This window comes from Streptomyces sp. NBC_01622, from assembly GCF_045209635.1.
In the GTDB taxonomy this organism is placed as follows: Bacteria; Actinomycetota; Actinomycetes; order Streptomycetales; family Streptomycetaceae; genus Streptomyces.
The window spans coordinates 10052967-10074287 of the sequence record NZ_CP109293.1 but is presented as its reverse complement, the minus strand read 5'-3'; the positions used below and the strand labels follow the sequence as shown (position 1 = coordinate 10074287).

Below are 21321 nucleotides of genomic sequence, written 5' to 3'. Positions count from 1 at the left end.
TCCGATAGCCTCACAGCCGTGACGGAACAGCACTCAACTCAGTTCGAGCGGGGCACGGACGGACCGAAGGTCATCGTGGCGGGGGTGGATGGCTCGGAGTCCTCGTTGCGCGCAGCGGCATATGCCGCGGGCCTGGCCCGGCGGCAGCGCGCGCTGCTCGCCCTGGTGTATGTGCAGCCGGTACTGGCGGCGGGCGCGGTCATGGGGGCGCCGGTCGCCGAGACGACCGACGAGATCGCCGAGGACCTGGTCGCCCAGATCCGGCACGAGACCGAGCGCGTGAAGGGGATATTCGACATCCGCTGGGAGTTCCACACGTTCCGTGGCGACCCGTACGGCGGCCTGGTGAAGGCCGCCGACGAACTGAAGGCCGACGCGGTGATCGTGGGTGCGTCGGAGCAGGCGGGGCACCGGATCATCGGGTCGGTCGCGGTGCGCTTGGTGAAGGCGGGGCGGTGGCCGGTGACGGTGGTGCCGTAGACCTAGGTCCACGGACGGTGTTCAGGCGGCTCCCGCCGCCCGATGATGCCGAGGTGACACCTCACCCTTTCGATGTGGACTCCTTTCTGCGCCGCCCCCTCACAGCGCGCCTCGCGACGAACGGGCCGACCGTGCGCCCCGTCTGGTTCCTCTGGGAGGACGGGGCGTTCTGGGTTCTGACGGGGCCGTGGGCCCGGTTGTTCGACCGCGTCCGGGCCGACCCGGCGGTCGCCCTCGTCGTGGACGAGTGCGACCTGGCGACGGGGCTGGTCCGGCAGGTGATCGCGCGGGGCCGGGCCGAACTCGTTCCGTTCGACGTCGAGCGCGGCAGGCGCAAGCTCACGCGGTATCTCGGTGCGGACGAGGCGCTGTGGGACGAGCGGTTCGTGGCGTATCTGTACGACGATCCGGCGCGGCGCGGCACCACGTGGCTGCGGTTGGAGCCCGCCTCCTTGAGAGCCTCTGACCTGAGTTTCGTCAGAGAGAGCCGAGAAACTCCCTGAGGATCTCGTTGAAGCGCTCCGGCTTCTCCATGTTCGGGTAGTGGGCGGCATCCTCGATCGTGGTCGAGCGGCCGTTCGGGACCGTGTCGGTGAAGCGGTTCGCCATGGCGATGCTGTCGGGCCAGTCGAGGGCGCCGTGGATGGCGAGGACCGGTACGTCGAGTTTCGGAACGCGGGGCCAGGGATCGCCCAGCGGGACGTGCCAGTCCTTCTCGCCGGGCGTGTGCTTGGAGATCGTGTGGGAGGTCAGTTCGCGCAGGCGCCGGATGACGGACGGGTCGACGTCGTCCACCGTGCGGTGCGGGCCCGCCACTCCCTGGGCGAAGAAGTCCAGCCAGCCCGCGATGTCGCCGGCGTTCAGGAGCTGTCCGATCTCGGACTGACGCTCCAGCAATCGTGCGTCCTTGTACTCGAACGCGCTGGTGCCGGCGCCGGAGACGACGATCGCCCGGACCAGTTCGGGGTGTTCCAGCGCGGTGTCGGTGGCGACGGCCGCGCCCATGCACAGGCCGACCAGGACAGCGGGGCCCAGGTCGAGGTGGTGCAGGAGTCCCGCGAGGTCGTCGGCCCAGCGGAACGGCTTGCTCGCGTTGGCTGAGAGGCCGTGGCCGCGGATGTCCGGGGCGATGACGCGGAAGTCGCGGGCGAGAGCCGGTATCTGGTCGTCGAAGACGCGGTGGTCGGCGAAGCCGGAGTGGAGAAGGACCACGGGGTCGCCGGTGCCCACGTCACGGTAGGCCAGGTCCCCGTCGGCAGATGCGAAGAAGCTCAGTTCCGAAGCAAGTTCCGAAGCAGCTGTCATGACAACCAAGGTGTCATCCTTGGGGAAGATTGGCAACCCAGGTGTCATGATGGGCTCGTGAACGACTCCGCTCCCCTGTCCCCCGACGAACTCGGCCACCGCCTCACCGAGGTGTTCGACCTGGTGGGCCCGCTCTACCGGCGCGCCCTGCGCAAGGTCGAGCAGGGCGAACCGGTCGAGGGGGTCTCCGTCGGCGTGCGCGCCGTACTGGATCTGCTGCGCCGGCACGGGCCCATGACGGTGCCCCAGATGGGCCGGGCCCAGGCCCTGAGCCGGCAGTTCGTGCAGCGCATGGTCAACGAGGCGGCGGTCCACGGCTGGGTGGAGGTCACGCCCAACCCCGCGCACCAGCGGTCCTCCCTGATCCGGCTCACCGAGGAGGGCCGGTCCGTCATCACGTCCGTCCTCGGCCGTGAGCACTCCCTGAACCGCCAGGTCGGCGGCGACCTGACCGACGCCGAGGTGAGCGCGTGCGTGCGGGTGCTCACCGAGATCCTCAGGACCTTCGACCACGTGGACGTGGACTGACCGTCCGTCACTTCCCCATCACCAGCTACTTCCCCATCACCAGCCCGTCCTTCGCCGCGCCCCGGCCGAGCACCACCTCGCGGATGCGGTCGCGGTCGGCGGTCAGTTCGGCGCCCTGGGCGATCGCCCGGTTGACATCGATGACCCGGCCCGCGTCGACGTCGAACAGCTGCGGGACGAACTCCGCCCTGGCCACCTCCCACCGCGCGCCGGGCCGTACGGGCGGTACGAAGGTGAAGCGGGCGAGGGTGCTCGCGTTGCCGCCGGGGTCCTGGGTGCCCGCGTTGTCGTACATCTCGCCGGTGACCTGGTCGCCGAGCCCGTAGACCACCCAGGTGCCGTTGACCTTCTCGTACGCCTGCGGGGTGTGGGCGTGGGTGCCGAGGATCAGGTCGATGTCGGGGCGGCCGTTCGTGCGGGCGGCGGTGAGTTCCCCTGCCAGGGCCACCTGTTGGGGGTCGGGCGCGCCCTGGCCCGGTGTGCCCCAGCGCAGGGAGACGACGACCACGTCGGCGCCCGCGCGCCGGGCATCGCGGGCGTCGGCGAGGACGCGGGCCGGGTCGAGGAGGTTGACGGACCAGGGCTCGCCGGCCGGGAGCGGGACGCCGTTCGTGTCGGCGGTGTAGGCGAGGTGGGCGACCTTCGCCGGACCGGCGCGCAGCAGCGTGACCGTGCGCGCCTCGGCGTCGCCGCGCGCCGTTCCCGCGTGCCGTACGCCGGCGCTGTCGAGGGTGTCGAGGGTGTGCTGGATGCCGAAGGGGCCGTCGTCCAGGCTGTGGTCGGAGGCGGTGGAGCAGCTGTCGTAGCCGGTCGCGGCGAGGGCGCGGGCCTCCTCGGGCGGGGCGTCGAAGAACGGGGAGCCGGTACGGTCGCCGTAGGCCGTCTCGATGTGACACAGCGCCAGGTCGGCCCGGGAGACGAGGGGTTGGACGCCCGAGAGCATCGGCCCGAAGTCGTAGCCGGTGCCGCCCGCGTCGAAGCGGGCGCGGTCGAGGACGGCGCTGTGCGGGAGGATGCCGCCGGCGGCGACGAGGGTGAAGCCGCGGGCGGCGGGGGGCGCCGGGCGGCCGGCGGCCTTCGGGTCGTGGTGCTGGGCCTGGCAGGCGGCGGCCGCGGTGAGAATGCCCGCCAGGGCAACGGCCACCTGTCGTCTGCGTGCGATCATCAATTCACCCCACTGTGGTCATATTTACCCACCGATAGGTATGAACCTCGGCGCCCCCGCAAACGGCTTCCGGCCCCCGATGACCCGTCCGGTGTGCGCGTGTGGGGGATCCCCGGGGGCGCGGACCGTTCGTCGCACCGTTCGCCGACGCAATCGACCGTCCGCCGCACGCCCCTCGTGCGCCCCCTGTCCCCGACCGGCCCCCTGCGATGCCATACGGCCATGACGGCCGGACCCACGCTCACCAACGGAACGACCGCCGAGCACGAGCTCGCCGCACTGCAGCGCGAGCACGGCAGGCCGCTCTTCGCGCTGCTGCTCCGGCTCTGCGACGGCGACCGCCAGCGCGCCGAGGACCTCGTCCAGGAGACCCTGGTACGGGCCTGGCAGCACCCCGAGGCCTTGCGCGCCGACGACTTCGAGTCCGTACGGCCCTGGCTGCTGACGGTGGGCCGGCGGCTCGCCATCGACGCGCGGCGGGCCCGGCAGGCGCGACCGCCCGAGGTCGGGGACGCGGTGCTGGAGAACGCGCGCGTCTGCGCCGATCACGCGGAACGGTCGGCGGCGACCCTCGATGTGCGGGAGGCTGTGAAGACACTCACTCCGGAGCACCGTGAAGTCCTGGTGCTCGTGTACTTCCAGGGGGCGAGTGTGGCGGAGGCCGCGGCAACGCTCGGGATTCCGCCCGGTACGGTGAAGTCCCGCGCTTACTACGCGTTGCGCGCCCTGCGCCGGGTGCTTCCGGGTTATGCGGCCGACCTGCGGTGAAACCAACTCCTTAGTCAAACCTCCGTAAAGCGCCTTGCTCAGGACCCTGGTTGAGTAATCGGCTGTCCTCATCCGTGTTCCGGACTGGGGGGCTCGGGGGTTCCTGACGGAGCCTCGGGCCGGGCGACGCGCACGCACCGGAGGAAGGCAGGAAGGGATGCTGCACAGAGGTCAAGAGAGCACGGACGGCACCGGCGGCGGTGAACTCACCGTCCCCATGGCCTGGCTGTACGCCGAGTACATCGCCGACGAACTGCTGCGGACCGGCGACCTGATGCCGCCGACGTCCTTCGAGTTCCGTGCGGGACGGGATGCACTGGCGCTGACCATCTTCCTCTCCGACACGGACGGCGAATTGTCCGGTATCAGGGTGGTCACCCAACTTGAGACCTGGCTTTCGCTCACGGCGTACGACCAGCCGTGGCAGGACTGGGTCGGCGAACGTATGTCCAAGTTGACGGCGGAGGCGGTCGAGGCCGGCGTCGACGCACCGGACCTCGCGCTGGCGGAGGACGCCTGGCGCTGGCTGGAGGAGACCGAGCTGCTCGCGCCGGATCTGGACGCGGTGCCGGGAGGCGGTCCGGTGACCGGTGAGGACGACGGGCCCAAGGTCTGGACGCCCGCCTGGCAGCTGGGTCTGCCGCTCGGTCATCTCGCCATCCATCTTTTTTGAAACGGGGACCAATCCATGGGCCCGACCGCTACGAATTCGTGATGGCCATTCTGTGTGTGCCTTGAGTGATTCGGCGGACTGGTGCGTACCGATGGGAGCAAGGAGTAACCCCACCCGCACCTAACGGCACGAGGATTCGTCATGAGGTCCCTGGAAAGGCATCGCGACGTCGGCGCGTACGCGCTCGGCGTGCTGGACGAGGCGGAGGCCTTCCGCTTCGAGGATCACCTCATGGAGTGCACTAGCTGCGCGGCTCATGTGACCGAATTCGGTCCCGCCTCACGGCAGTTGATGCTGTACCGGCGGGCGACGCCGCGCTACGTGCACCCCATGACGCAACCCGGGCCCCGGCTGCTCGACCGGTTGCTCGGCGAGGTGGCCGCCCGTCAACGGGCCGGACGGCGGCGTTTTCTGTACGCCGTGGCCGCCTCGGTGGTACTGGCCGTGGGCGGCCCCGCGGTGGCGACGCTCGCCGGGGGCGGCGACGGGGCGGTGCGACTCACCGCGACCGACGCCAAGTCGGGCGTGTGGGCACAGGTCAGGGCCGCGAACGAGAACTACGGCAGTGATGTGTCCCTCAAGATCAAGGACGGCGCGGGCCCCCGCTCCTGTCGTCTCGTGGTCGTCGGCCGGGACGGTTCCGAGCAGGTCGTGACCAGTTGGAACGTACCCGCGCACGACGCCACGATGATCACGATGCAGGGTGGCGCGGCGATGCACCCCGACGAGATCGACCACTACGACGTCCGGACGGCCGACGGCCAGCAGCTGGTACGGCTCACCTCGCACTGAAGTCCCGCCCTGCGGCGGCCAGTTGCCGCAGGGCACGCGCGGACGGGGTGCCCGGGTCCGCGGTGAGGAAGACGACCTGCTGGTCGTCGTGCGGGACGGTGAGCACATCGCAGTTGACCCGCAGTCGGCCCGCCTCCGGATGGGTCAGCGTCTTGGTGCGGTGGCCGGGGGCGTGCACCGGGTCGGTGTCCCAGATCCGCGTGAACTCCTCGCTGCCGGCGCGCAGTTCGGCAAGCAGGCGGGCGAGGCCCGGATCGTACGGATAGCGGTCGGCGGCGCGGCGCAGCCGGGAGACCACGATGTGCGCGAACTCCTCGGCGCTCGAACTCTCCAGGGGCCGGCCCAGGAAGCGGCGGCGCGCCAGGTTCGTCCGCGTGCCGAGATCCCCGCCGAGTACGGCATCCGCCAGCGGGTTCCAGGCGATGACGTCGTAGGTGGCGTCGGTCACGATGGCCGCCGTGTCCGGGATGCGCTCCAGCAGGGCCGCGACATGCGGGCGGACGGTGCGCACCGGGGCGGCGAGGGGTGTCAGCTGCGTCCCGGCCAGCCGGAACAGATGGCTCCGCTCGGCCGGGGTGAGCCGGAACACGCCGGTGAGGGCGTCCAGGACCCGGGGCGACGGGCGGGGGCCGCGGGCCTGTTCGAGGCGGGCGTAGTAGTCGACGGACATGTGGGCAAGTTCCGCGACCTCTTCCCGGCGCAGCCCGGAGGTCCGGCGGGACGGCTCCCCCGGCAGCCCCATGTCGGCCGGCACCAGCTTCTCCCGCCGCCCGCGCAGAAATCGGGCCAGCTCCTGTCTGTCGGTCACGGTGCCTCCCTCCGGCTGCCAGGGATCGATAGTCCCTGGTTCGACTGCGCCGGACGCGGAATCGTCGTCCCCATGAACGATTCCACAGCACTGGTCACCGGCGCCAACAAGGGCATCGGCAAGGAGATCGCCCGCCTGCTCGTCGCCGAGGGCTTCACCGTGTACGTCGGCTCGCGCGACGCGGGCCGGGGACAGCGGGCGGTCGACGAACTGGGCGGCGGCGCCCGCCTGTTGGTCCTCGACGTCACCGACGCCGACAGCATCGATGCGGCGGCACGAGAGGTCACCGCCCTGGACGTCCTGGTCAACAACGCGGGCATCATGTCCGGCGCGAGCCCGGCACCCGAGGCCGACCTCGACGACGTCCGCCGCACCTACGAGACGAACGTCTTCGGAGTCCTCGCGGTCACCAACGCGTTCCTCCCGGCGCTCCGCCGCTCCCCGCGCCCCCGCGTCGTGAACATCTCCAGCGGCACCGGCTCCCTGACCTGGAGCGCCGACCCGGACCGGGAGTTCGCCCGCCACTCCGGCTCGGGCGCCGCCTACCGCTCCTCGAAAACGGCCCTCAACGCGCTGACCCTCTTCTACGCGCAGTCCTTGGCGGGCGACGGCTTCAAGGTGAACGCCCTCGCCCCCGGGCTGCGCAGAACCGACCTGAACACCATCGCCGCCGAGAGCACGGGCGACCCGGCGGAAGCGGCGGCAGGCGCGGTCGCGCTGGCGTTGCTGCCGGACGACGGGCCCACGGGGCGGTTCGTGTCGTGGGACGGGACGGGGGTGCCCTGGTGAGCTGAGATCAACTCCGGGCCGCCCGAAGGCTGCACGATCCGCACGCGGTCGGCGGCTGGGTGGTCGTGGAGACGCACACGGACGGTTCGCCGACCGGGCAGACGCTTCCGCGGCTGCACGAGGACCTGTTGACGACGGACCCCGGCGGACGTGACGGAGCCGACCTCTGGCAGTCGGACCCCGCTACTTGAGCAGTCGCGACATCCGCCGGTCCGCAAGCGGCTTGCCGCCCGTCTGGCAGGTGGGGCAGTACTGGAGGGAGGAGTCGCTGAAGGAGACCTCGCGGATGGTGTCGCCGCAGACCGGGCAGGGCTGGCCGGTGCGGCCGTGGACGCGTAGGCCGCTCTTCTTCTCCGCCTTGAGGCGGCCGGCAGCGACGCCTCGGGAGCGGTCGACGGCGTCCAGGAGTGTGGTGCGCAGGGCCGTGTAGAGCGTGTGGGTCTCGGCCGGGGTCAGGGACGCGGCCAGTTTGAAGGGGCTCATCCTCGCCGCGTGCAGGATCTCGTCGCTGTACGCGTTGCCCACCCCGGCGATCAGGGTCTGGTCGCGCAGAGCGCCCTTGAGCTGCCGTCGTTCGTCCTTCAGGAGTTGGGCGAAGCGCGGCTCGTCGAAGTCGTCGGCCAGGGGGTCGGGGCCGAGGCGGGCGACGCCGGGGACGGACTGCGGGTCCGCTACGACGTACACCGCCAGGCGCTTCTGCGTGCCCGCCTCCGTCAGGTCGAAGCCCTCGCCGGTCTCCAGGGCCACGCGGAGCGCGAGCGGGCCCTTGCCGGGGCGGGGCGGGCCGTCCGGGAGGCGGTCCTTCCAGTGCAGCCAGCCCGCCCGGGCGAGGTGGGTCACGAAGTGCGGGCCGCCGTCCGTCTCGACGTCCAGGAACTTGCCGTACCGGTGCACGGCCACCACCTCGTGTCCCTCCAGCGCGGTGGGCGGAGGGTCGTACGTCTTCAGGACACTGATGGCGACGGGCAGCACCCGTACGATCTCATGGCCGACGAGGTGTTCGGTCAGGAAGTCCTTCAGCGCTTCGACCTCGGGAAGTTCCGGCATACGTCCAGGGTGCCATCAGCGGCGCGCGGGGTCAGGTCCGGTCCGGCACCACGAACTCGCACCACACGCACTTGCCACTGCCGCGCGCCTCCACGCCCCACACGTCCGTGAGCAGGTCGACCAGCAGCAGACCGCGCCCGGAGACCCCGTCCTCACCGGCCTCGCGGCGGCGCGGGAGGGCGCTGGAGGAGTCCTCGACCTCGACGCGCAGCCGGCGGTCGGGACCGTTGAGGACCCTGAGGGTGACGATCGCGGAGCCCTCGGTGTGCATCAGGGCGTTGGTGATCAGCTCGTCGGCGACGAGTTCGACCTCGTCGGCGCGATCCCGCCCGCCCCAGGCCCGGACGGCGGCCCGGATCATGTGCCGCGCCTCGGTGAGGGCCTCGGAGTCACCGGGCGCGACATGCTGCTGGAGCCGGCCGCCGGAGCGCGGGACGTCGAGGCCTCGGCGGCGCAGCAGGAGCAGCGCCACGTCGTCCTCGCCACCGCGTTCCTCGGCCACGTCGATGAGCAGGTCGGCGAGGTCGCGTACGTCGTCGGGGCCGGAGGCGATGAGGGCGGTGAGGGTCTGCAGTCCGTCGTCGAGATCCGCGCCGGGCTCTTCGACGAGGCCGTCGGTGCACAGCACCAGGGTCTGGCCGGGGTCCAGTTCGAGGGTGGAGACGGGGTATTCGAGCCGCCCGAACTCGGCGGACAGTCCGAGCGGCAGCCCGCCCACGACGGGCATCCGACGGCAGGTCCCGTCCAACTGCCGCACCAGCGGGTCGATATGACCGGCCCGGACCACCTGGACCACCCCGGTGGACAGGTCGGCCTCGGCATAGAGGCAGGTGGCGAAGCGGTCGGTGTCGAGTTCGTGCAGGAAGACGGAGGCACGGGCCATCACGGTGGCCGGGGTGTGCCCCTCGGCGGCGTACGCCTTGAGGACGATCCGCAGCTGCCCCATGACGGCGGCGGCATGCGTGTCGTGGCCCTGGACGTCGCCGATGACCGCGCCGACCCGGCCGCCGGGCAGCGGGATCAGGTCGTACCAGTCGCCGCCGATGTCCCGCCCGAGCTTCGCGGACCGGTAGCGGACCGCGACGTCGGCGCCCGGCACGCTCGGGATGGCGCGCGGCAGCATCGCCTGCTGGAGGCCCTGGGCGAGGTCCTTCTCCTGCTCGTAGAACATGGCGCGCTGCAGACTCTGCGCGATGCTGCTGCCCAGCGCGACCAGCACATTGCGCTCCTCCGCCGAGAAACCGCGCCGGTCGCTGTAGAGCAGCCCCATCGCGCCGATCGGCCTCGCCTGGGCGATCAGCGGGAGATAGGCCGCGGCGGTGATGTTCAGGTCGGTGATCTCCGGCCACAGCAGCGGGTAGCGCTCGGCGAACTCCTCGGGCGACTCGATGAAGGCCGGGGCGAGAGTCCGTACGACCTCCCCCATCGGGTACGGCTCGTCGATCCGGGTGACCTCCGTGCCGGGCACGAAGCTGCCCTCGGGGCCTTCGGCGACCAGCCGGATCCGGCCGGCCTCGACCAGGCCCACGACCAGGCTGGTGGCGCCGAGGTGGACGAGACCGTGGGTGTCCTTGAGGACGTCGATGACGTCCTGGACGGTACGGGCGTGCGCGAGGGCGGCGGTGGTGAGCTGGACGACGTTGGTCTGGTCGCGCCGGGCCGCGTCCAGGGCCGCCTGCTCACGGCGGGCCGCGCTCTCGGCGAGTTCCTGGGTGGCGTCCCGGACGATACCGATGATGCGGCGCGGGCGGCCCGTCTCGTCGCGCCGGATGTAGCCCTGGGTGTGGGTCCAGCGCAGGGTGCCGTCGCGCAGCCGCATGCGGAAGTAGGCGCCGTAGTTCTCGCTGCCGTCCTTCATGGCCTGCGAGACGAGACCGTCGAGCCGGTAGCCCTCCGGCGGCGGCACCCGGATCGCCAGGCTCTCGGGCCGTCCGTCGTATTCGTCGGGGCGCAGGTCGAAGACCTCGTGGGCCTGGGCGTCCATGTGGAACAGGCCGCTGTCCAGGTCCCAGTCGAAGCTGCCCATGCGGTTGAGCGCCAGGATCGGGTCCGGGTGGGCGGGCCAGTCGTCCGGGAGTGACAGGGCGCTCGCTCCCCGATCAACCATGCGGCCAACCTTGCCAGGATTCGCCCGATTCTTCACCTTGTCCGAGCGCTACGGCGCCATCTCCGCTACGGCCACTGCGGCACCGTCAGCCGGCGACGACGTCCGTGGGGCTGTCAAGGATGCTGCCGGTGGTGGTGTCGTCGGGGATCAGCCCGCCGCCGTCGGGCAGGTCGGGGGTCTCCGGGACGGTCGGCGGGCCGATGTCGTCCGGGGAACCGGGGTCCTGGGAGGGCTGGGGCGCGACCGTCCTCGGGACGGCCGTGGCGGTCGCGGTGGGGCAGCCCGTGGCATCCGGGGCGGGTATCCGGGCCGCCCGGCCGCCGGTCGCGCCCGGGGTGACCATGACGGTCGGGGTCGTGCAGCCGGTGGTGGACTTGTCCGGGGCGGTGCTCCGGCCGTCACCGGGGGACGCGCTCTCGTCGCTCGGGGAGGCGCTCAGCGAGGTTTCCGGCGACCGGCCCGGCGAGGCGCTCGACGAAGGGCTCGGCGAGGTGCTCGTCCCGCCGGACGGGGTGCTGGAATGGCTGTCGTGCGGGCGCGGAGGCGTGCTTCCGTGCGGGGCCGGCGTGGTGCCGGGCCGCGTGGGCGGCACATGGGCCGGCGGCCGTACGACGTGGTCGTGGTGCGGCCCGCGATGACCGAGGGGCCGTTCGATCCACGTGTTGTCCACGACGTTGACGATCGTGATGTTGGTGATCTCCTGCGGTGCCGGTGTCACCACGACCACCTCGGCGGGCCGGTACCCGGACCAGCCCCGTCCGCTGCTGCCGGAGTTCCCGCCCGCCACACCCGCCTTGAGCGGGTTGCCGCAGGCGCAGCGCACGCGGGGCACGCCCCGGTTGTCGACCAGGACGGCGGTACCGGCCTGCAGGACCGACTGGAAACCGGTCACCCGCGCGTCACGGAACCCGTGGTTGGTGACCTGGGTGTCGGCGCGCAGCACGACCGAGGTCAGCCCGCGCAGATACCCGGGAATCGCGCTCCGGGAGATCCCCTCGGCCTGCGCGAAGGCACCGGCCTTGACCTGGTCGCGGGTGAGATAGGCGATCTGCCGCTCGACATCGCAGCTGCCGGTCCGCGCGGTGCCGCCGTACAGGCCGGGTGTGGCGCCGGAGACGGCGAGCGTGTGCACGGGGGACGCGGTCCGCGTGCGCGTCGAGACCGTGGGCGTCGACTGCGGCGTTCGGGTGACCCGTGGCGGGGTGCTCGGCGCGGTGGCCGTGGAGTCCGTGAAGGGGTCGGGGCCCTGGACCGCGACAGGCTGCAGAAAGACCTCGCCGCTCGACTTCGTGGCCTTGCCGCTCGACTTCATACCTTGGGCGCCGTCGCCGCCGCAGCCGGCGACAAGGAGCGCCGCCGAGAGCGCGCAGGCCGTGGCGATGGTTCCGGTGGATGTGCGCACCGCTTCTCCCGCCTCAAGCCGGGTGATTCGCCACTATTGTCTGCTTCACCCGCTTGGGTTACGCAACCGGAGACATGGAAGACACAGAGTGACGGTCGGTCGAGGTGTGACGATGGAGGGAGGAGCGCACGGTCGTGGGATGGTTCACCGCACCCGACTACTGGCTGAGCCGGCTGGTCTTCCAGCGGGCCCTGGCCGGTGTCTATCTGGTCGCGTTCCTCACGGCGGCGCTGCAGTTCCGCGCGCTGATCGGTGAGCGCGGCATGCTGCCGGTCCCCCGGTTCGTCCGCCGGATGCCGTTCGGGCGGGCCCCGAGTCTCTTCCAACTCCACTACTCGGACCGCTTCTTCGCGGTCTGCGCGTGGACGGGCTGCGCGGTGTCGGTGGCGCTGGCCGCCGGGCTCGACTCCCGACTCCCGCTCTGGGGCGGGATGTTGCTGTGGCTGGTGCCGTGGGCGCTGTATCTGTCGATCGTCAATGTCGGTCAGACCTGGTACGCGTTCGGCTGGGAGTCGCTGCTGCTGGAGGTCGGTTTCCTGGCCGTCCTCCTCGGCAATGACGAGGTGGCCCCGCCGATCGTGGTGCTGTTCATGCTGCGCTGGATCCTGTTCCGGGTCGAGTTCGGCGCGGGTCTGATCAAGCTGCGCGGCGACGCGTGCTGGCGGAAGCTGACCTGCCTGGACTTCCACCACGAGACACAGCCGATGCCGGGCCCGCTGAGCTGGTTCTTCCACCATCTCCCCCGTCCGCTGCACCGGATCGAGGTCGCCGCCAACCATCTCACCCAACTCGTCGTGCCCGTCCTGCTGTTCACCCCGCAGCCGATCGCGACGGCCGCCGCGTCCCTGATGATCGCCACTCAGCTGTGGCTGGTCCTGTCCGGCAACTTCTCCTGGCTGAACTGGATCACCATCGCACTGGCCCTCTCGGCGATCCGCCTCCCGCACACGGCGCCGTCGCCCGTCCCCGGCCCAGCGCCCGTCTGGTACGAGGCCGTGGTCCTGGCCGTCGCCGCCCTGCTGCTCTGGCTCAGCCACCGTCCGGTCCGCAACATGGTCTCCCGCCGCCAGATCATGAACCGTTCCTTCGACCCGCTCCATCTGGTCAACACCTACGGCGCGTTCGGCAACGTCACCCGCATCCGCCACGAGGTGGTGGTCGAGGGCACGACGGACGTCGTCCCGCGCGAGGACTCCGACTGGCGGGAGTACGAGTTCAGGGGCAAGCCGGGCCAACCCCACCGCTGGCCGCGCCAGTTCGCGCCGTACCATCTGCGGCTGGACTGGATGATGTGGTTCGCGGCACTCTCCCCGGGCTACGCCGAGCCGTGGTTCGGCGCCCTGGTGGAACGGCTCCTGGAGAACGACCCGGACACGCTACGGCTGCTGCGCCGCTCGCCGTTCCCGCCGGACGCGCCCCCGCGTTACGTCCGGGCCCGTCTCTTCCGCTACCGCTACACGACCTGGCGGGAGTTGAGGGAGACGGGCGCGTGCTGGGAGCGGACGTTCGTGCGGGAGTACTTCCCGCCGACCAGACTGGCGAAGGTGGTTCAGAGGCCGTAGACGCGGGTTGCCGTGCCTTCGAAGACCTCGGCGCGTTCCGCCGCACTGAGACCGTCGGTCAACTCGTCTGTCGCGGCGGCGACTTCGCCGTAGCTCGCGGCCAAGGTGCACACCGGCCAGTCGGAGCCGAACATCAGCCGGCCCGGCCCGAAGGCGTCGAGCGCTACGTCCGTGTAGGGGCGCAGGTCCTGGGTGCTCCAGGTCTTCCAGTCGGCCTCCGTGACCAGGCCGGACAGTTTGCAGTGGGTGTTGGGGAGCGCGGCGAGGGAGCGCAGGGCCGCCTCCCACGGCTCCAGCCGGCCCGAGGCGATGGGCGGTTTGCCCAAATGGTCGAGCACGAAGGTGAGTTGGGGCAGGGACGCGGCTGCCTGGACGCCGGCCGGGAACTGGTGGGGCAGCACGAGCAGGTCGTAGACGAGCCCCGCGTCGGCCACGGCGGCGAGGCCACGGCGTACGTCGGGGCGCAGCAGCCAGTTCGGGTCGGGTTCGCCCTGTACCTGGTGGCGGATGCCCTTCAGGTGGTGGCCGCCGGGGAGTTCGCGCAGGCGGGCCAGTTCGTCGGCGATGTCGGGGCGGGTGAGGTCGGTCCAGCCGACGACTCCGGCGACGAGGTCGTGCGTGTCGGCGAGGGCGAGGAACTCCGGGGTCTCCTCGGCGACGGTGATCGTCTGGACGAGGACGGTCCGGTCGACGCCGGCCGCGCGCGCCTCGGGTTCGAGGTCGGTGACGGTGAAGTCGCGCCGGATCGGCTGGAGTTCGGGGCCGGTGATCCAGTCCTGGTCGCGGACCGAGAGGTCCCAGACGTGGTGGTGGGCGTCAACGGTCATGGCAGCTCCCATACGACGGGCAGGCCGGCGTCGGCGCCCTCGCTCGTGTAGTCGTGCACCACGTCCAGGAGTTGAGCCATGCGGGCCTGCCAGGCGACGTTCACCGGGAGCTGGTCCAGTTCGGCCAGCAGGCGGGCGTAGTCGTCGCACTCCAGGACGTGGAAGAGGTCGGTGCCGCTGCGCCAGATCGTCCAGGAGGTGGCGCCGGCGGCCCGGATCGCGGCGGTGAGTTCCTTGGGAACCTCGCGGTGGGCGCTCTCATAGGCGGCGACGCGGTCGGCGCGCACCTTGGTGTGCAGAGCCACTCTCATCTCGGCTCCTTCGTCGGGACCGGGGCATCGGTGGACAGCAGCCCCGTGTCCCGCAGCTCCTGCCAGAACACGCCCGGCACCTTGGCCGCGAACTGCTCGGCGCAGTCACGTACTTCGGCCTCCGAGCGGGCGCCGACCAGGACGCTCGCCACGGCCGGGTGCGCGGCGCAGAACGCCAGGGCGGCGGCGCGCAGGGTCGTGCCGTGCCGCTCGGCCGCTTCCTTCATGCGGAGCGCCCGGTCCAGCAACTCGGCCGGTGCCTGGGCGTAGTTGTAGGTCGCGTCCGGCTTCGGGTCCGCCAGCAGGCCGGAGTTGAAGGCGCCGCCGATGACGACGGACTTACCGCGTGCGACGGCGGACGGGAGCAGTTCGGTGAGGGCGCTCTGGTCGAGCAGGGTGTAGCGGCCCGCGCACAGCACCACATCCACGTCCGTGTCCTGGATGAAGCGGGTGAGCATCCCGGCCTGGTTCATGCCCGCGCCGATCGCGCCGACGACACCCTCGGCGCGGAGTTTCTCCAGGGCGGGATAGCCCTCGTGGAAGGCCTGTTCGGCGTGGTCGTCGGGGTCGTGGAGGTAGACGATGTCGACGCGGTCGAGGCCGAGCCGTTCCAGGCTGGAGCCTAGGGTGCGCCGTATCCCGTCGGCGGTGAAGTCCCAGACGCGGCGGCTGGTGGCGGGTACGGCGAAGCCGTTGGCGAGGTCGTCGCCGGTCACCGTCTCCACGGGTTCCAGGCGGCGGCCGACCTTGGTGGAGATCGTGTACTCCGCGCGCGGACGGTCGCGCAGCGCGGCGCCGAGGCGCCGCTCGGACAGGCCGATGCCGTAGTGGGGTGCGGTGTCGAAGTAGCGAATGCCGTGCTGCCAGGCGACGTCGACGGCCCGGTACGCCTGCTCGTCGTCGACTTCGGTGAACAGGTTGCCCAGCGGGGCGGCGCCGAGACCGAGCCCGCCCACCTCGACACGGCTGGCGCCGAGGGTGCTCACTGGCCCACCGGCCTCAGTCGCAGGCCCTGCATGCCGCCGTCCACGGCGAGCGAGGTTCCGGTGGTGGCGCCGGACAGGGGGCTCGCCAAGTAGGCGATGGCGCCCGCGACTTCGGCCGCCGAGACGAGCCGGCCGGAGGGCTGGCGGGCGGCCAGGGCGGCGCGTTCGGCGGCCGGGTCGGCGGCCGAGTCGAGGAGGCGGCCGACCCAAGGGGTGTCCGCCGTACCGGGGTTGACGCAGTTGACGCGGACGCCCTCGCGGAGGTGGTCGGCGGCCATGGCGAGGGTGAGAGACTGCACGGCGCCCTTGGTGGCGCTGTAGAGGGCGCGTTGGGGAAGTCCGGCGGTGGCGGCGATGGAGCAGGTGTTGACGATCGCCGCGTGGGAGGACTCGCGCAGATGCGGGAGCGCGGCGCGGGTGACGCGGACCATGCCGATGACGTTGACGTTCAGGACGCGGTGCCACTCCTCGTCGTCGTTGTCCTCGACGGTGCCCTGCGCGCCGATGCCCGCGTTGTTCACGACGATGTCGAGTCCGCCCAGGTCGGCGACGGCGGACGCCACGGCCTGTCGTACGGAGGCGTCGTCGGTGACGTCGGCGCGGTAGCCGAGCAGCGGCTTCTCGACACTGCTCGGGTCCAGGTCGAGGACGGCGACCTGGGCGCCGCGCTCGGCGAGGAGTTCGGCGGTGGCGCGGCCGATACCGGAGGCGCCGCCGGTGACCAGGGCCTTGAGGCCCTCGAAGTCGGTCATGCCGCGTGTCCCTTCTGGCTGTTGAGGTCGGCGGCCCAGAAGGTGCCGCCGGGGAACGTGTAGCGCGCGATGGACTCGGGCCGCATGGTGGCCGAGAAGCCGGGCGTGGTGGGTGCCATGTAGTGACCTTCGCGGATCACCACCGGATCGAGGAAGTGGTCGTGCAGATGATCGACGTACTCGATGACGCGGTCGTCGGTGGTGCCGGACACGGCGAGGTAGTCGAACATCGAGAGGTGCTGGACGAGTTCGCACAGTCCGACGCCGCCCGCGTGCGGGCAGACAGGGACGCCGAACTTGGCGGCGAGCAGCAGGATCGCGAGGTTCTCGTTGACTCCGCCGACGCGGGCCGCGTCTATCTGGAGGATGTCGAGGGCGCCGGCCTGGAGCAGCTGCTTGAACACGACGCGGTTCTGGACGTGTTCGCCGGTGGCGACCTTCACCGGGGCCACGGCGGCGCGGATGGCGGCGTGGCCGAGGACGTCGTCGGGGCTGGTGGGTTCCTCGATCCAGTACGGGTCGAACTCGGCGAGGGCCTTGGTCCAGCGGATCGCCTCGTCCACGTTCCAGCGCTGGTTGGCGTCGATCGCCATCCGGATGCCGGGGCCGACGGCCGAACGGGCCACGCGGCAGCGCCGGATGTCGTCGTCGAGATCGGCGCCGACCTTCAGCTTGATCTGCCGGAACCCGTCTCGGACGGCCTGCACGGCGAGCCGGGTGAGCTTCTCGTCGTCGTAGCCGAGCCAGCCGGCGGAGGTGGTGTAGGCGGGAAACCCCCGCTCCAGAAGGCGGGTTCGGCGGTCCTCGGCGCCTGCCCTGCCGCGCCGCAGGATGTCCAGGGCCTCGTCCGGGGTGAGCGCGTCGGTGATGTACCTGAAGTCGATCTGGCTGACGAGCCATTGGGGGTCGGCGTCGGCGAGGAGCTGCCAGAGGGGCTTGCCCGCGCGCTTGGCGGTGAGGTCCCAGGCGGCGTTGACCACGGCGCCGATCGCCATGTGCATCACGCCCTTCTCGGGCCCCAGCCAGCGGAGTTGGCTGTCGCCGATCAGGTCGCGGTTCAACGTCCCCGGGTCCGCGCACAGTTCGTCGACGGACCGGCCGATCACATGGTCCCGCAGCGCGTGGATCGCGGCGACCTGGACTTCGTTGCCCCGCCCGATGGTGAAGCTGAATCCGTGCCCCTCGTGCCCGTCGGCCGCGTCGGTGCGCAGGACGACGTAGGCCGCCGAGTAGTCGGGGTCCGGGTTCATCGCGTCGGAACCGTCGAGTTCGCGCGAGGTGGGAAAACGGATGTCGTAGGTGTCGACCGCGGTTACGCGAACGGGGGGGCCGGGGATCGGTGACACGGAAGGCCTTTCGGTCGGGTACAGGGATCCGGTGCCGTGCGGGTGCCGGAAGCCGAGCGGTCAGTCCTGGGCTCGGCCCGTGGTGATGCGGGCGATCACGAGGGCGACCAGGATGATTCCGCCGTAGATGGCCTGGATCCAGAAGGACGGGACCTGGGCGAGGGTGAGCAGGTTCTGCACAACTCCCAGGAGGAGTACGCCAGTCAGGGCCCCGAACATGGTGCCCTTGCCGCCGTCGAGGCTGATGCCGCCGATGACCGCCGCCGCCATCACGGTGAAGATCATGTTGTTGCCCTGGTTGGCGCTGATCGCGCCGACGTAGCCGGTCTGCATGATGCCGCCCACCGAGGCGAGGACACCGGCGACGATGGACACCCCGAGGAGCATCCGGTCGACGCGGATGCCGGCCGCGCGGGCCGCCTCCTGGTTGCCGCCGATCGCGTACAGGGCGCGCCCGACACGGTGGTACTTCAGCACGAACCCGGCGACCGCGAAGCAGACCGCCGCCAGCCACACCGACATCGGGACGCTCAGGAAGGTGCTGGTGGCCAGCGTGAAGAAGGAGTCGGGCATCCCGAACAGCGTCTTGCCCTTGGTGGCGCCGACCAGCAGTCCGCGCAGCACGATCAGCATGGCGAGGGTGACGATGAAGGCGTTGAGCTTGAACTTCACCACGAGGATGCCGTTGAAGGCGCCGATGATCCCGCCCACGACGAGGATCGCGACCAGGGCGAGCGGCGCCGACCACTCCGTGCCCCAGCCGGACTCGGCCGACGGCAGGACCAGCAGGGCGCCGATGGCGGGTGCGATGCCGACCACCGACTCCAGCGAGAGGTCGATCTTGCCCGTGATCAGGATCAGCGACTCGGCGAGGACCACCATCGCGAGCGCGGCGGAGGCGCCGAGGATGGAGATCAGGTTGCGTTCGGTGAGGAACGAGTCATTGACGATCGCGCCGAGCACCAGGAGCACCAACAGGGCCGGTACGAGGGCGAGTTCACGGGCCCGGCGGAGCAGGACCGTGCGGGCCGAGCCCGCCCCGGCGGCGCGTGGGGCGGCGAGCGGCGGGGCCGCCTTGGTGTCAGCCATGGTCCACTCCTTCGATGGAGGCGATCAGCTCGTGGTCGCGCCAGCCCGCCGGGTGCTCGGCGACGACACGGCCGTGGAAGAGGACGAGGACGCGGTCGCAGCGCCGCAGGTCGTCGAGTTCGTCGGAGACGACGAGCACGGCGGTGCCGTCGTCGCGGGCGCTGTCCATACGGGCGAGCAGTGACTCCTTGGACTTCACGTCGACGCCCGCGGTGGGGTTGATGAGGACCAGCAGCCGGGGGTCGGAGGCGAGGGCGCGGGCCATGACGACCTTCTGCGCGTTGCCGCCGGAGAGGTCGGAGACGGGCTGGTCGGGGCCCTCGGCGTGGATGTCGAGGCGGTCGATCAGCTCGGTGGCGAAGCCGCGTTTGCGGTCGGTGCCGACGAAGCCGAAGCGGCCGAGCCGGTCCAGGACCGTCATGGTGGCGTTGTCACCGATGGACATTCCGAAGACCAGACCTTGGCCGTGGCGGTCACGAGGGACGCATCCGACACCGGCTTTCAACGCGGCCTGCACATCCCCGAACGGCAGCTTCTCGCCTTCGAGTTGAGCGGTCCCGCCGGTCGGCGTGTACAGCCCGGTGAAGGACTCCGCCAGCTCGATCTTGCCGCTGCCACTCGACCCGGCGAGTCCGACGACCTCGCCGCGACGGACGGTGAGGTCGACGTTCTCGTACGACTGGGAGGTCAGCCCGCGGGCGTCGAGGAGGACGGGTGCCGCGTCGTCCAACTCCCTCAGCTCCACCTCCAGTTCGGCGATCGACTCCCCCGCCATCGCCTCCACGAGGGCGCGGCGCGGGAGGTCGGCGACCGGTGCGGTGGTGATCCAGCGGGCGTCGCGCAGCACGGTGACGGTCTGGCACACCTCGTACACCTCCTGGAGGTGGTGCGAGATGAACAGGAAGGTGACGCCGGACTCCTGGAGTGCACGCATCCGCGTGAAGAGCCGTTCGATCTCCCGGTTGTCGAGCTGGGCGGTCGGTTCGTCGAGGACGATGAACCGGGCCCCGAAGCTCAACGCCCGGGCGATCTCCACCATTTGGCGGTCCTCGACCTTGAGGTCGGCGGTACGCGCCTCGGGGTCGACGCGCACGTCCCAGGTGTCGAGGAGTTCGGCGGCCTCGGTACGGAGCCTGCGCCAGCTGATGACTCCGCCGCGTGAGGTCGGCTGACGGTTGATGAAGAGGTTCTCGGCAACCGTCAACTCGGGTACCACGGTGGGCCGTTGGTAGACGCAGGCCACCTTGGCGCGCCAGGCGTCCCGGTCGGCGAGCGGGGGCGCGGGCTCGCCGTCGAAGCGGACCGTGCCCTCGTCGGGGGCCTGGAGTCCGGTGAGGACGGTGACGAGGGTGGACTTGCCGGCGCCGTTGCGGCCGACGAGGGCGTGGGACTCGCCCGGCAGTACGGTGAGTTGGCCGTCGGCGAGGGCGACGGTGGGGCCGTACCGCTTGACGATGTCCCGCGCCTCAACAAGTGGGGTACTCATTTGACCGTGTTGCCCCAGAGCTTGGGATCGTCGACGTTGTCCTTGGTGACCAGGGGCGCGGGCAGCTGGTCCTCGAGGATGCCGCTGGACAGCTTGACGATCGTGGAGTCGTGGTCGGTGGGGCCGGGCTTGAAGGTCTTCCCCTGCATCGCGGCCTTGATGTAGTACATGCCGTACTTGGCGTAGGCGTCGGCCGGTTGGGAGACGGTGGCGTCGATCTCGCCCTTGCGGATCGCGTCGAACTCCTGCGGGATGCCGTCGTTCGAGACGATCGTGATGTGCCCGGCCTGGCCCGCCGTCTTCAGCATGCCCTTGGACTTGAGGGTCTGGAGAGTGGGCGCGAGATAGACACCGCCCGCCTGCATGTAGATGCCCTTGATGTCCGGGTTGGCGTTGAGAAGCGTGTCGAGCTTGGAGGCCGCCGTGTCGGACTCCCACTTGGCGGGGATCTCCAGGACCTTCAGCTTCGGGTACTTCTTCTTCACGCAGTCCCTGAACGCCTCCGACCGGTCACGGCCGTTGACGGACGCCAGGTCGCCCATGATCTGCACGACCTTGCCGCTGGTGATGTGCGCCCCGAGGTATTCGCAGGCCTTCTCGCCGTACGCGACGTTGTCGGCGCGCACGACCATCGCGACCTTGCCCTTGTCGGGCGCCACGTCGACCGCGACGACGGGCACGCCCTTGCGGTCCGCCTGGTCGAGGCCGGCTTCGATGGCGGCGCTGTCCAGCGGGGCGACGACCAGGCCCTTGACGCCCTGGTTCAGCTCGTTGTTGATGTCGGTGATCTGCTGCGAGGGGTCGCTGTTGGAGTTGACCGTCTTCAGCGCGTCGACGCCTTCGGACTTCGCCATCTTCGGCACGTAGTCGTTGTACGACTGCCAGAACGGCGAGGTCAGCAGGGGCAGGATCACCCCCACCTTGCCGGTGCCGCTGCTGCCGCCGGCGCTGCTCGCGCCGGTGTCCTTGGTGCTGCCGCACGCGGCGAGCACGAGCGCGGTACCTGTGACCGCGGCCACCGCACCGACCATGCGCAACCTGCTGCGTATCCCCACTGTCCTGCCGAGCATTTGGTGGCTCCTCGTTGAGCGTGTCCGA

Annotated in this window: 22 protein-coding genes; 8 read left to right on the top strand and 14 right to left on the bottom strand. The window is 70.9% G+C overall.

Annotated elements, in window-relative coordinates:
- The first annotated feature begins 18 nt into the window (after window positions 1-18).
- Together OH768_RS46670 and OH768_RS46665 are read left to right on the top strand one after the other, a co-directional pair.
- Window positions 19-480, top strand: a complete 462-nt coding sequence (locus tag OH768_RS46670; protein ID WP_406463025.1) for a universal stress protein — start codon at window positions 19-21, stop codon at window positions 478-480.
- Window positions 481-554: 74 nt separating this feature from the next.
- Window positions 555-983 (top strand): pyridoxamine 5'-phosphate oxidase family protein, encoded by a 429-nt coding sequence (locus OH768_RS46665; RefSeq protein ID WP_406463023.1) that lies wholly within the window; start codon window positions 555-557, stop codon window positions 981-983.
- Here OH768_RS46665 and OH768_RS46660 read toward each other — a convergent pair.
- Window positions 958-1785, bottom strand: coding sequence for an alpha/beta fold hydrolase (locus OH768_RS46660; RefSeq protein ID WP_406463021.1), 828 nt, complete (start codon window positions 1783-1785; stop codon window positions 958-960). The genes OH768_RS46665 and OH768_RS46660 overlap by 26 nt on opposite strands.
- Before the next feature lie 57 nt (window positions 1786-1842).
- On the opposite strand from OH768_RS46660, the gene OH768_RS46655 reads away from it, so the two are divergent.
- The gene (locus tag OH768_RS46655; protein WP_406463019.1) at window positions 1843-2313 is read left to right on the top strand and encodes a MarR family winged helix-turn-helix transcriptional regulator; all 471 of its coding nucleotides are present in this window, start codon (window positions 1843-1845) and stop codon (window positions 2311-2313) included.
- Between the two features lie 25 nt (window positions 2314-2338).
- Here OH768_RS46655 and OH768_RS46650 read toward each other — a convergent pair whose 3' ends face one another.
- The gene (locus OH768_RS46650) at window positions 2339-3478 is read right to left on the bottom strand and encodes a CapA family protein (protein ID WP_406463017.1); all 1140 of its coding nucleotides are present in this window, start codon (window positions 3476-3478) and stop codon (window positions 2339-2341) included.
- A gap of 222 nt (window positions 3479-3700) precedes the next feature.
- Here OH768_RS46650 and OH768_RS46645 point away from each other — a divergent pair, with 222 nt between their 5' ends.
- The 3 genes from OH768_RS46645 to OH768_RS46635 all read left to right on the top strand — a co-directional run bounded on the left by OH768_RS46645 (window position 3701) and on the right by OH768_RS46635 (window position 5711).
- Window positions 3701-4246 (top strand): sigma-70 family RNA polymerase sigma factor, encoded by a 546-nt coding sequence (locus OH768_RS46645; RefSeq protein ID WP_406463015.1) that lies wholly within the window; start codon window positions 3701-3703, stop codon window positions 4244-4246.
- A 157-nt stretch (window positions 4247-4403) separates the two neighbouring features.
- Window positions 4404-4919 carry a hypothetical protein gene (locus OH768_RS46640; protein WP_359614404.1) on the top strand — a complete coding sequence of 172 codons (516 nt, stop codon included), beginning with the start codon at window positions 4404-4406 and terminating at the stop codon, window positions 4917-4919.
- A gap of 141 nt (window positions 4920-5060) precedes the next feature.
- On the top strand, window positions 5061-5711 hold the full coding sequence (locus tag OH768_RS46635) for a zf-HC2 domain-containing protein (RefSeq protein ID WP_406463013.1): 651 nt from the start codon (window positions 5061-5063) through the stop codon (window positions 5709-5711).
- Here the strand turns inward: OH768_RS46635 and OH768_RS46630 are convergent.
- Entirely contained in the window at window positions 5698-6519 is an 822-nt protein-coding gene (locus OH768_RS46630; RefSeq protein WP_406463011.1) for a helix-turn-helix transcriptional regulator, read from the bottom strand. The genes OH768_RS46635 and OH768_RS46630 overlap by 14 nt on opposite strands.
- Before the next feature lie 72 nt (window positions 6520-6591).
- On the opposite strand from OH768_RS46630, the gene OH768_RS46625 reads away from it, so the two are divergent.
- Complete coding sequence (locus OH768_RS46625) at window positions 6592-7308, top strand: SDR family NAD(P)-dependent oxidoreductase (RefSeq protein ID WP_406463009.1); 717 nt, start codon at window positions 6592-6594, stop codon at window positions 7306-7308.
- Window positions 7309-7491: 183 nt separating this feature from the next.
- Here OH768_RS46625 and OH768_RS46620 read toward each other — a convergent pair whose 3' ends face one another.
- The 3 genes from OH768_RS46620 to OH768_RS46610 all read right to left on the bottom strand — a co-directional run bounded on the left by OH768_RS46620 (window position 7492) and on the right by OH768_RS46610 (window position 11864).
- On the bottom strand, window positions 7492-8355 hold the full coding sequence (locus OH768_RS46620; protein WP_406463007.1) for an Fpg/Nei family DNA glycosylase: 864 nt from the start codon (window positions 8353-8355) through the stop codon (window positions 7492-7494).
- Window positions 8356-8386: 31 nt separating this feature from the next.
- Window positions 8387-10462 carry a SpoIIE family protein phosphatase gene (locus tag OH768_RS46615; protein ID WP_406463005.1) on the bottom strand — a complete coding sequence of 692 codons (2076 nt, stop codon included), beginning with the start codon at window positions 10460-10462 and terminating at the stop codon, window positions 8387-8389.
- An 85-nt stretch (window positions 10463-10547) separates the two neighbouring features.
- Complete coding sequence (locus OH768_RS46610) at window positions 10548-11864, bottom strand: DUF6777 domain-containing protein (RefSeq protein WP_406463003.1); 1317 nt, start codon at window positions 11862-11864, stop codon at window positions 10548-10550.
- A gap of 134 nt (window positions 11865-11998) precedes the next feature.
- Between OH768_RS46610 and OH768_RS46605 the strand changes: the two genes are divergently transcribed.
- Window positions 11999-13426: a lipase maturation factor family protein gene (locus tag OH768_RS46605; RefSeq protein ID WP_406463001.1), complete on the top strand. Its 1428-nt coding sequence runs from the start codon at window positions 11999-12001 to the stop codon at window positions 13424-13426.
- On the opposite strand, the gene OH768_RS46600 is transcribed toward OH768_RS46605, so the two are convergent.
- From OH768_RS46600 to OH768_RS46565, 8 genes are read right to left on the bottom strand one after another with little or no spacing between them, the layout of a single operon-like run.
- Window positions 13414-14253: an amidohydrolase family protein gene (locus OH768_RS46600; protein WP_406462999.1), complete on the bottom strand. Its 840-nt coding sequence runs from the start codon at window positions 14251-14253 to the stop codon at window positions 13414-13416. The two genes, OH768_RS46605 and OH768_RS46600, sit on opposite strands and share 13 nt — an antisense overlap.
- A complete protein-coding gene (locus OH768_RS46595) occupies window positions 14250-14564 on the bottom strand; it encodes an L-rhamnose mutarotase (protein ID WP_406462997.1) in 315 nt (104 codons plus the stop codon). The genes OH768_RS46600 and OH768_RS46595 overlap by 4 nt, the downstream gene beginning before the upstream one ends.
- Window positions 14561-15550 (bottom strand): aldo/keto reductase, encoded by a 990-nt coding sequence (locus tag OH768_RS46590; RefSeq protein WP_406462995.1) that lies wholly within the window; start codon window positions 15548-15550, stop codon window positions 14561-14563. Before OH768_RS46590 ends, OH768_RS46595 begins: the two co-directional genes overlap by 4 nt.
- Window positions 15547-16302 (bottom strand): SDR family NAD(P)-dependent oxidoreductase, encoded by a 756-nt coding sequence (locus OH768_RS46585; protein WP_406462993.1) that lies wholly within the window; start codon window positions 16300-16302, stop codon window positions 15547-15549. Before OH768_RS46585 ends, OH768_RS46590 begins: the two co-directional genes overlap by 4 nt.
- A complete protein-coding gene (locus tag OH768_RS46580; protein ID WP_406462990.1) occupies window positions 16299-17648 on the bottom strand; it encodes an L-fuconate dehydratase in 1350 nt (449 codons plus the stop codon). The genes OH768_RS46585 and OH768_RS46580 overlap by 4 nt, the downstream gene beginning before the upstream one ends.
- A gap of 60 nt (window positions 17649-17708) precedes the next feature.
- The gene (locus OH768_RS46575) at window positions 17709-18737 is read right to left on the bottom strand and encodes an ABC transporter permease (RefSeq protein ID WP_406462988.1); all 1029 of its coding nucleotides are present in this window, start codon (window positions 18735-18737) and stop codon (window positions 17709-17711) included.
- The gene (locus tag OH768_RS46570; protein ID WP_406462986.1) at window positions 18730-20223 is read right to left on the bottom strand and encodes a sugar ABC transporter ATP-binding protein; all 1494 of its coding nucleotides are present in this window, start codon (window positions 20221-20223) and stop codon (window positions 18730-18732) included. The genes OH768_RS46575 and OH768_RS46570 overlap by 8 nt, the downstream gene beginning before the upstream one ends.
- Window positions 20220-21293, bottom strand: coding sequence for a sugar ABC transporter substrate-binding protein (locus OH768_RS46565; protein WP_406462984.1), 1074 nt, complete (start codon window positions 21291-21293; stop codon window positions 20220-20222). Before OH768_RS46565 ends, OH768_RS46570 begins: the two co-directional genes overlap by 4 nt.
- Window positions 21294-21321: the final 28 nt, after the last annotated feature.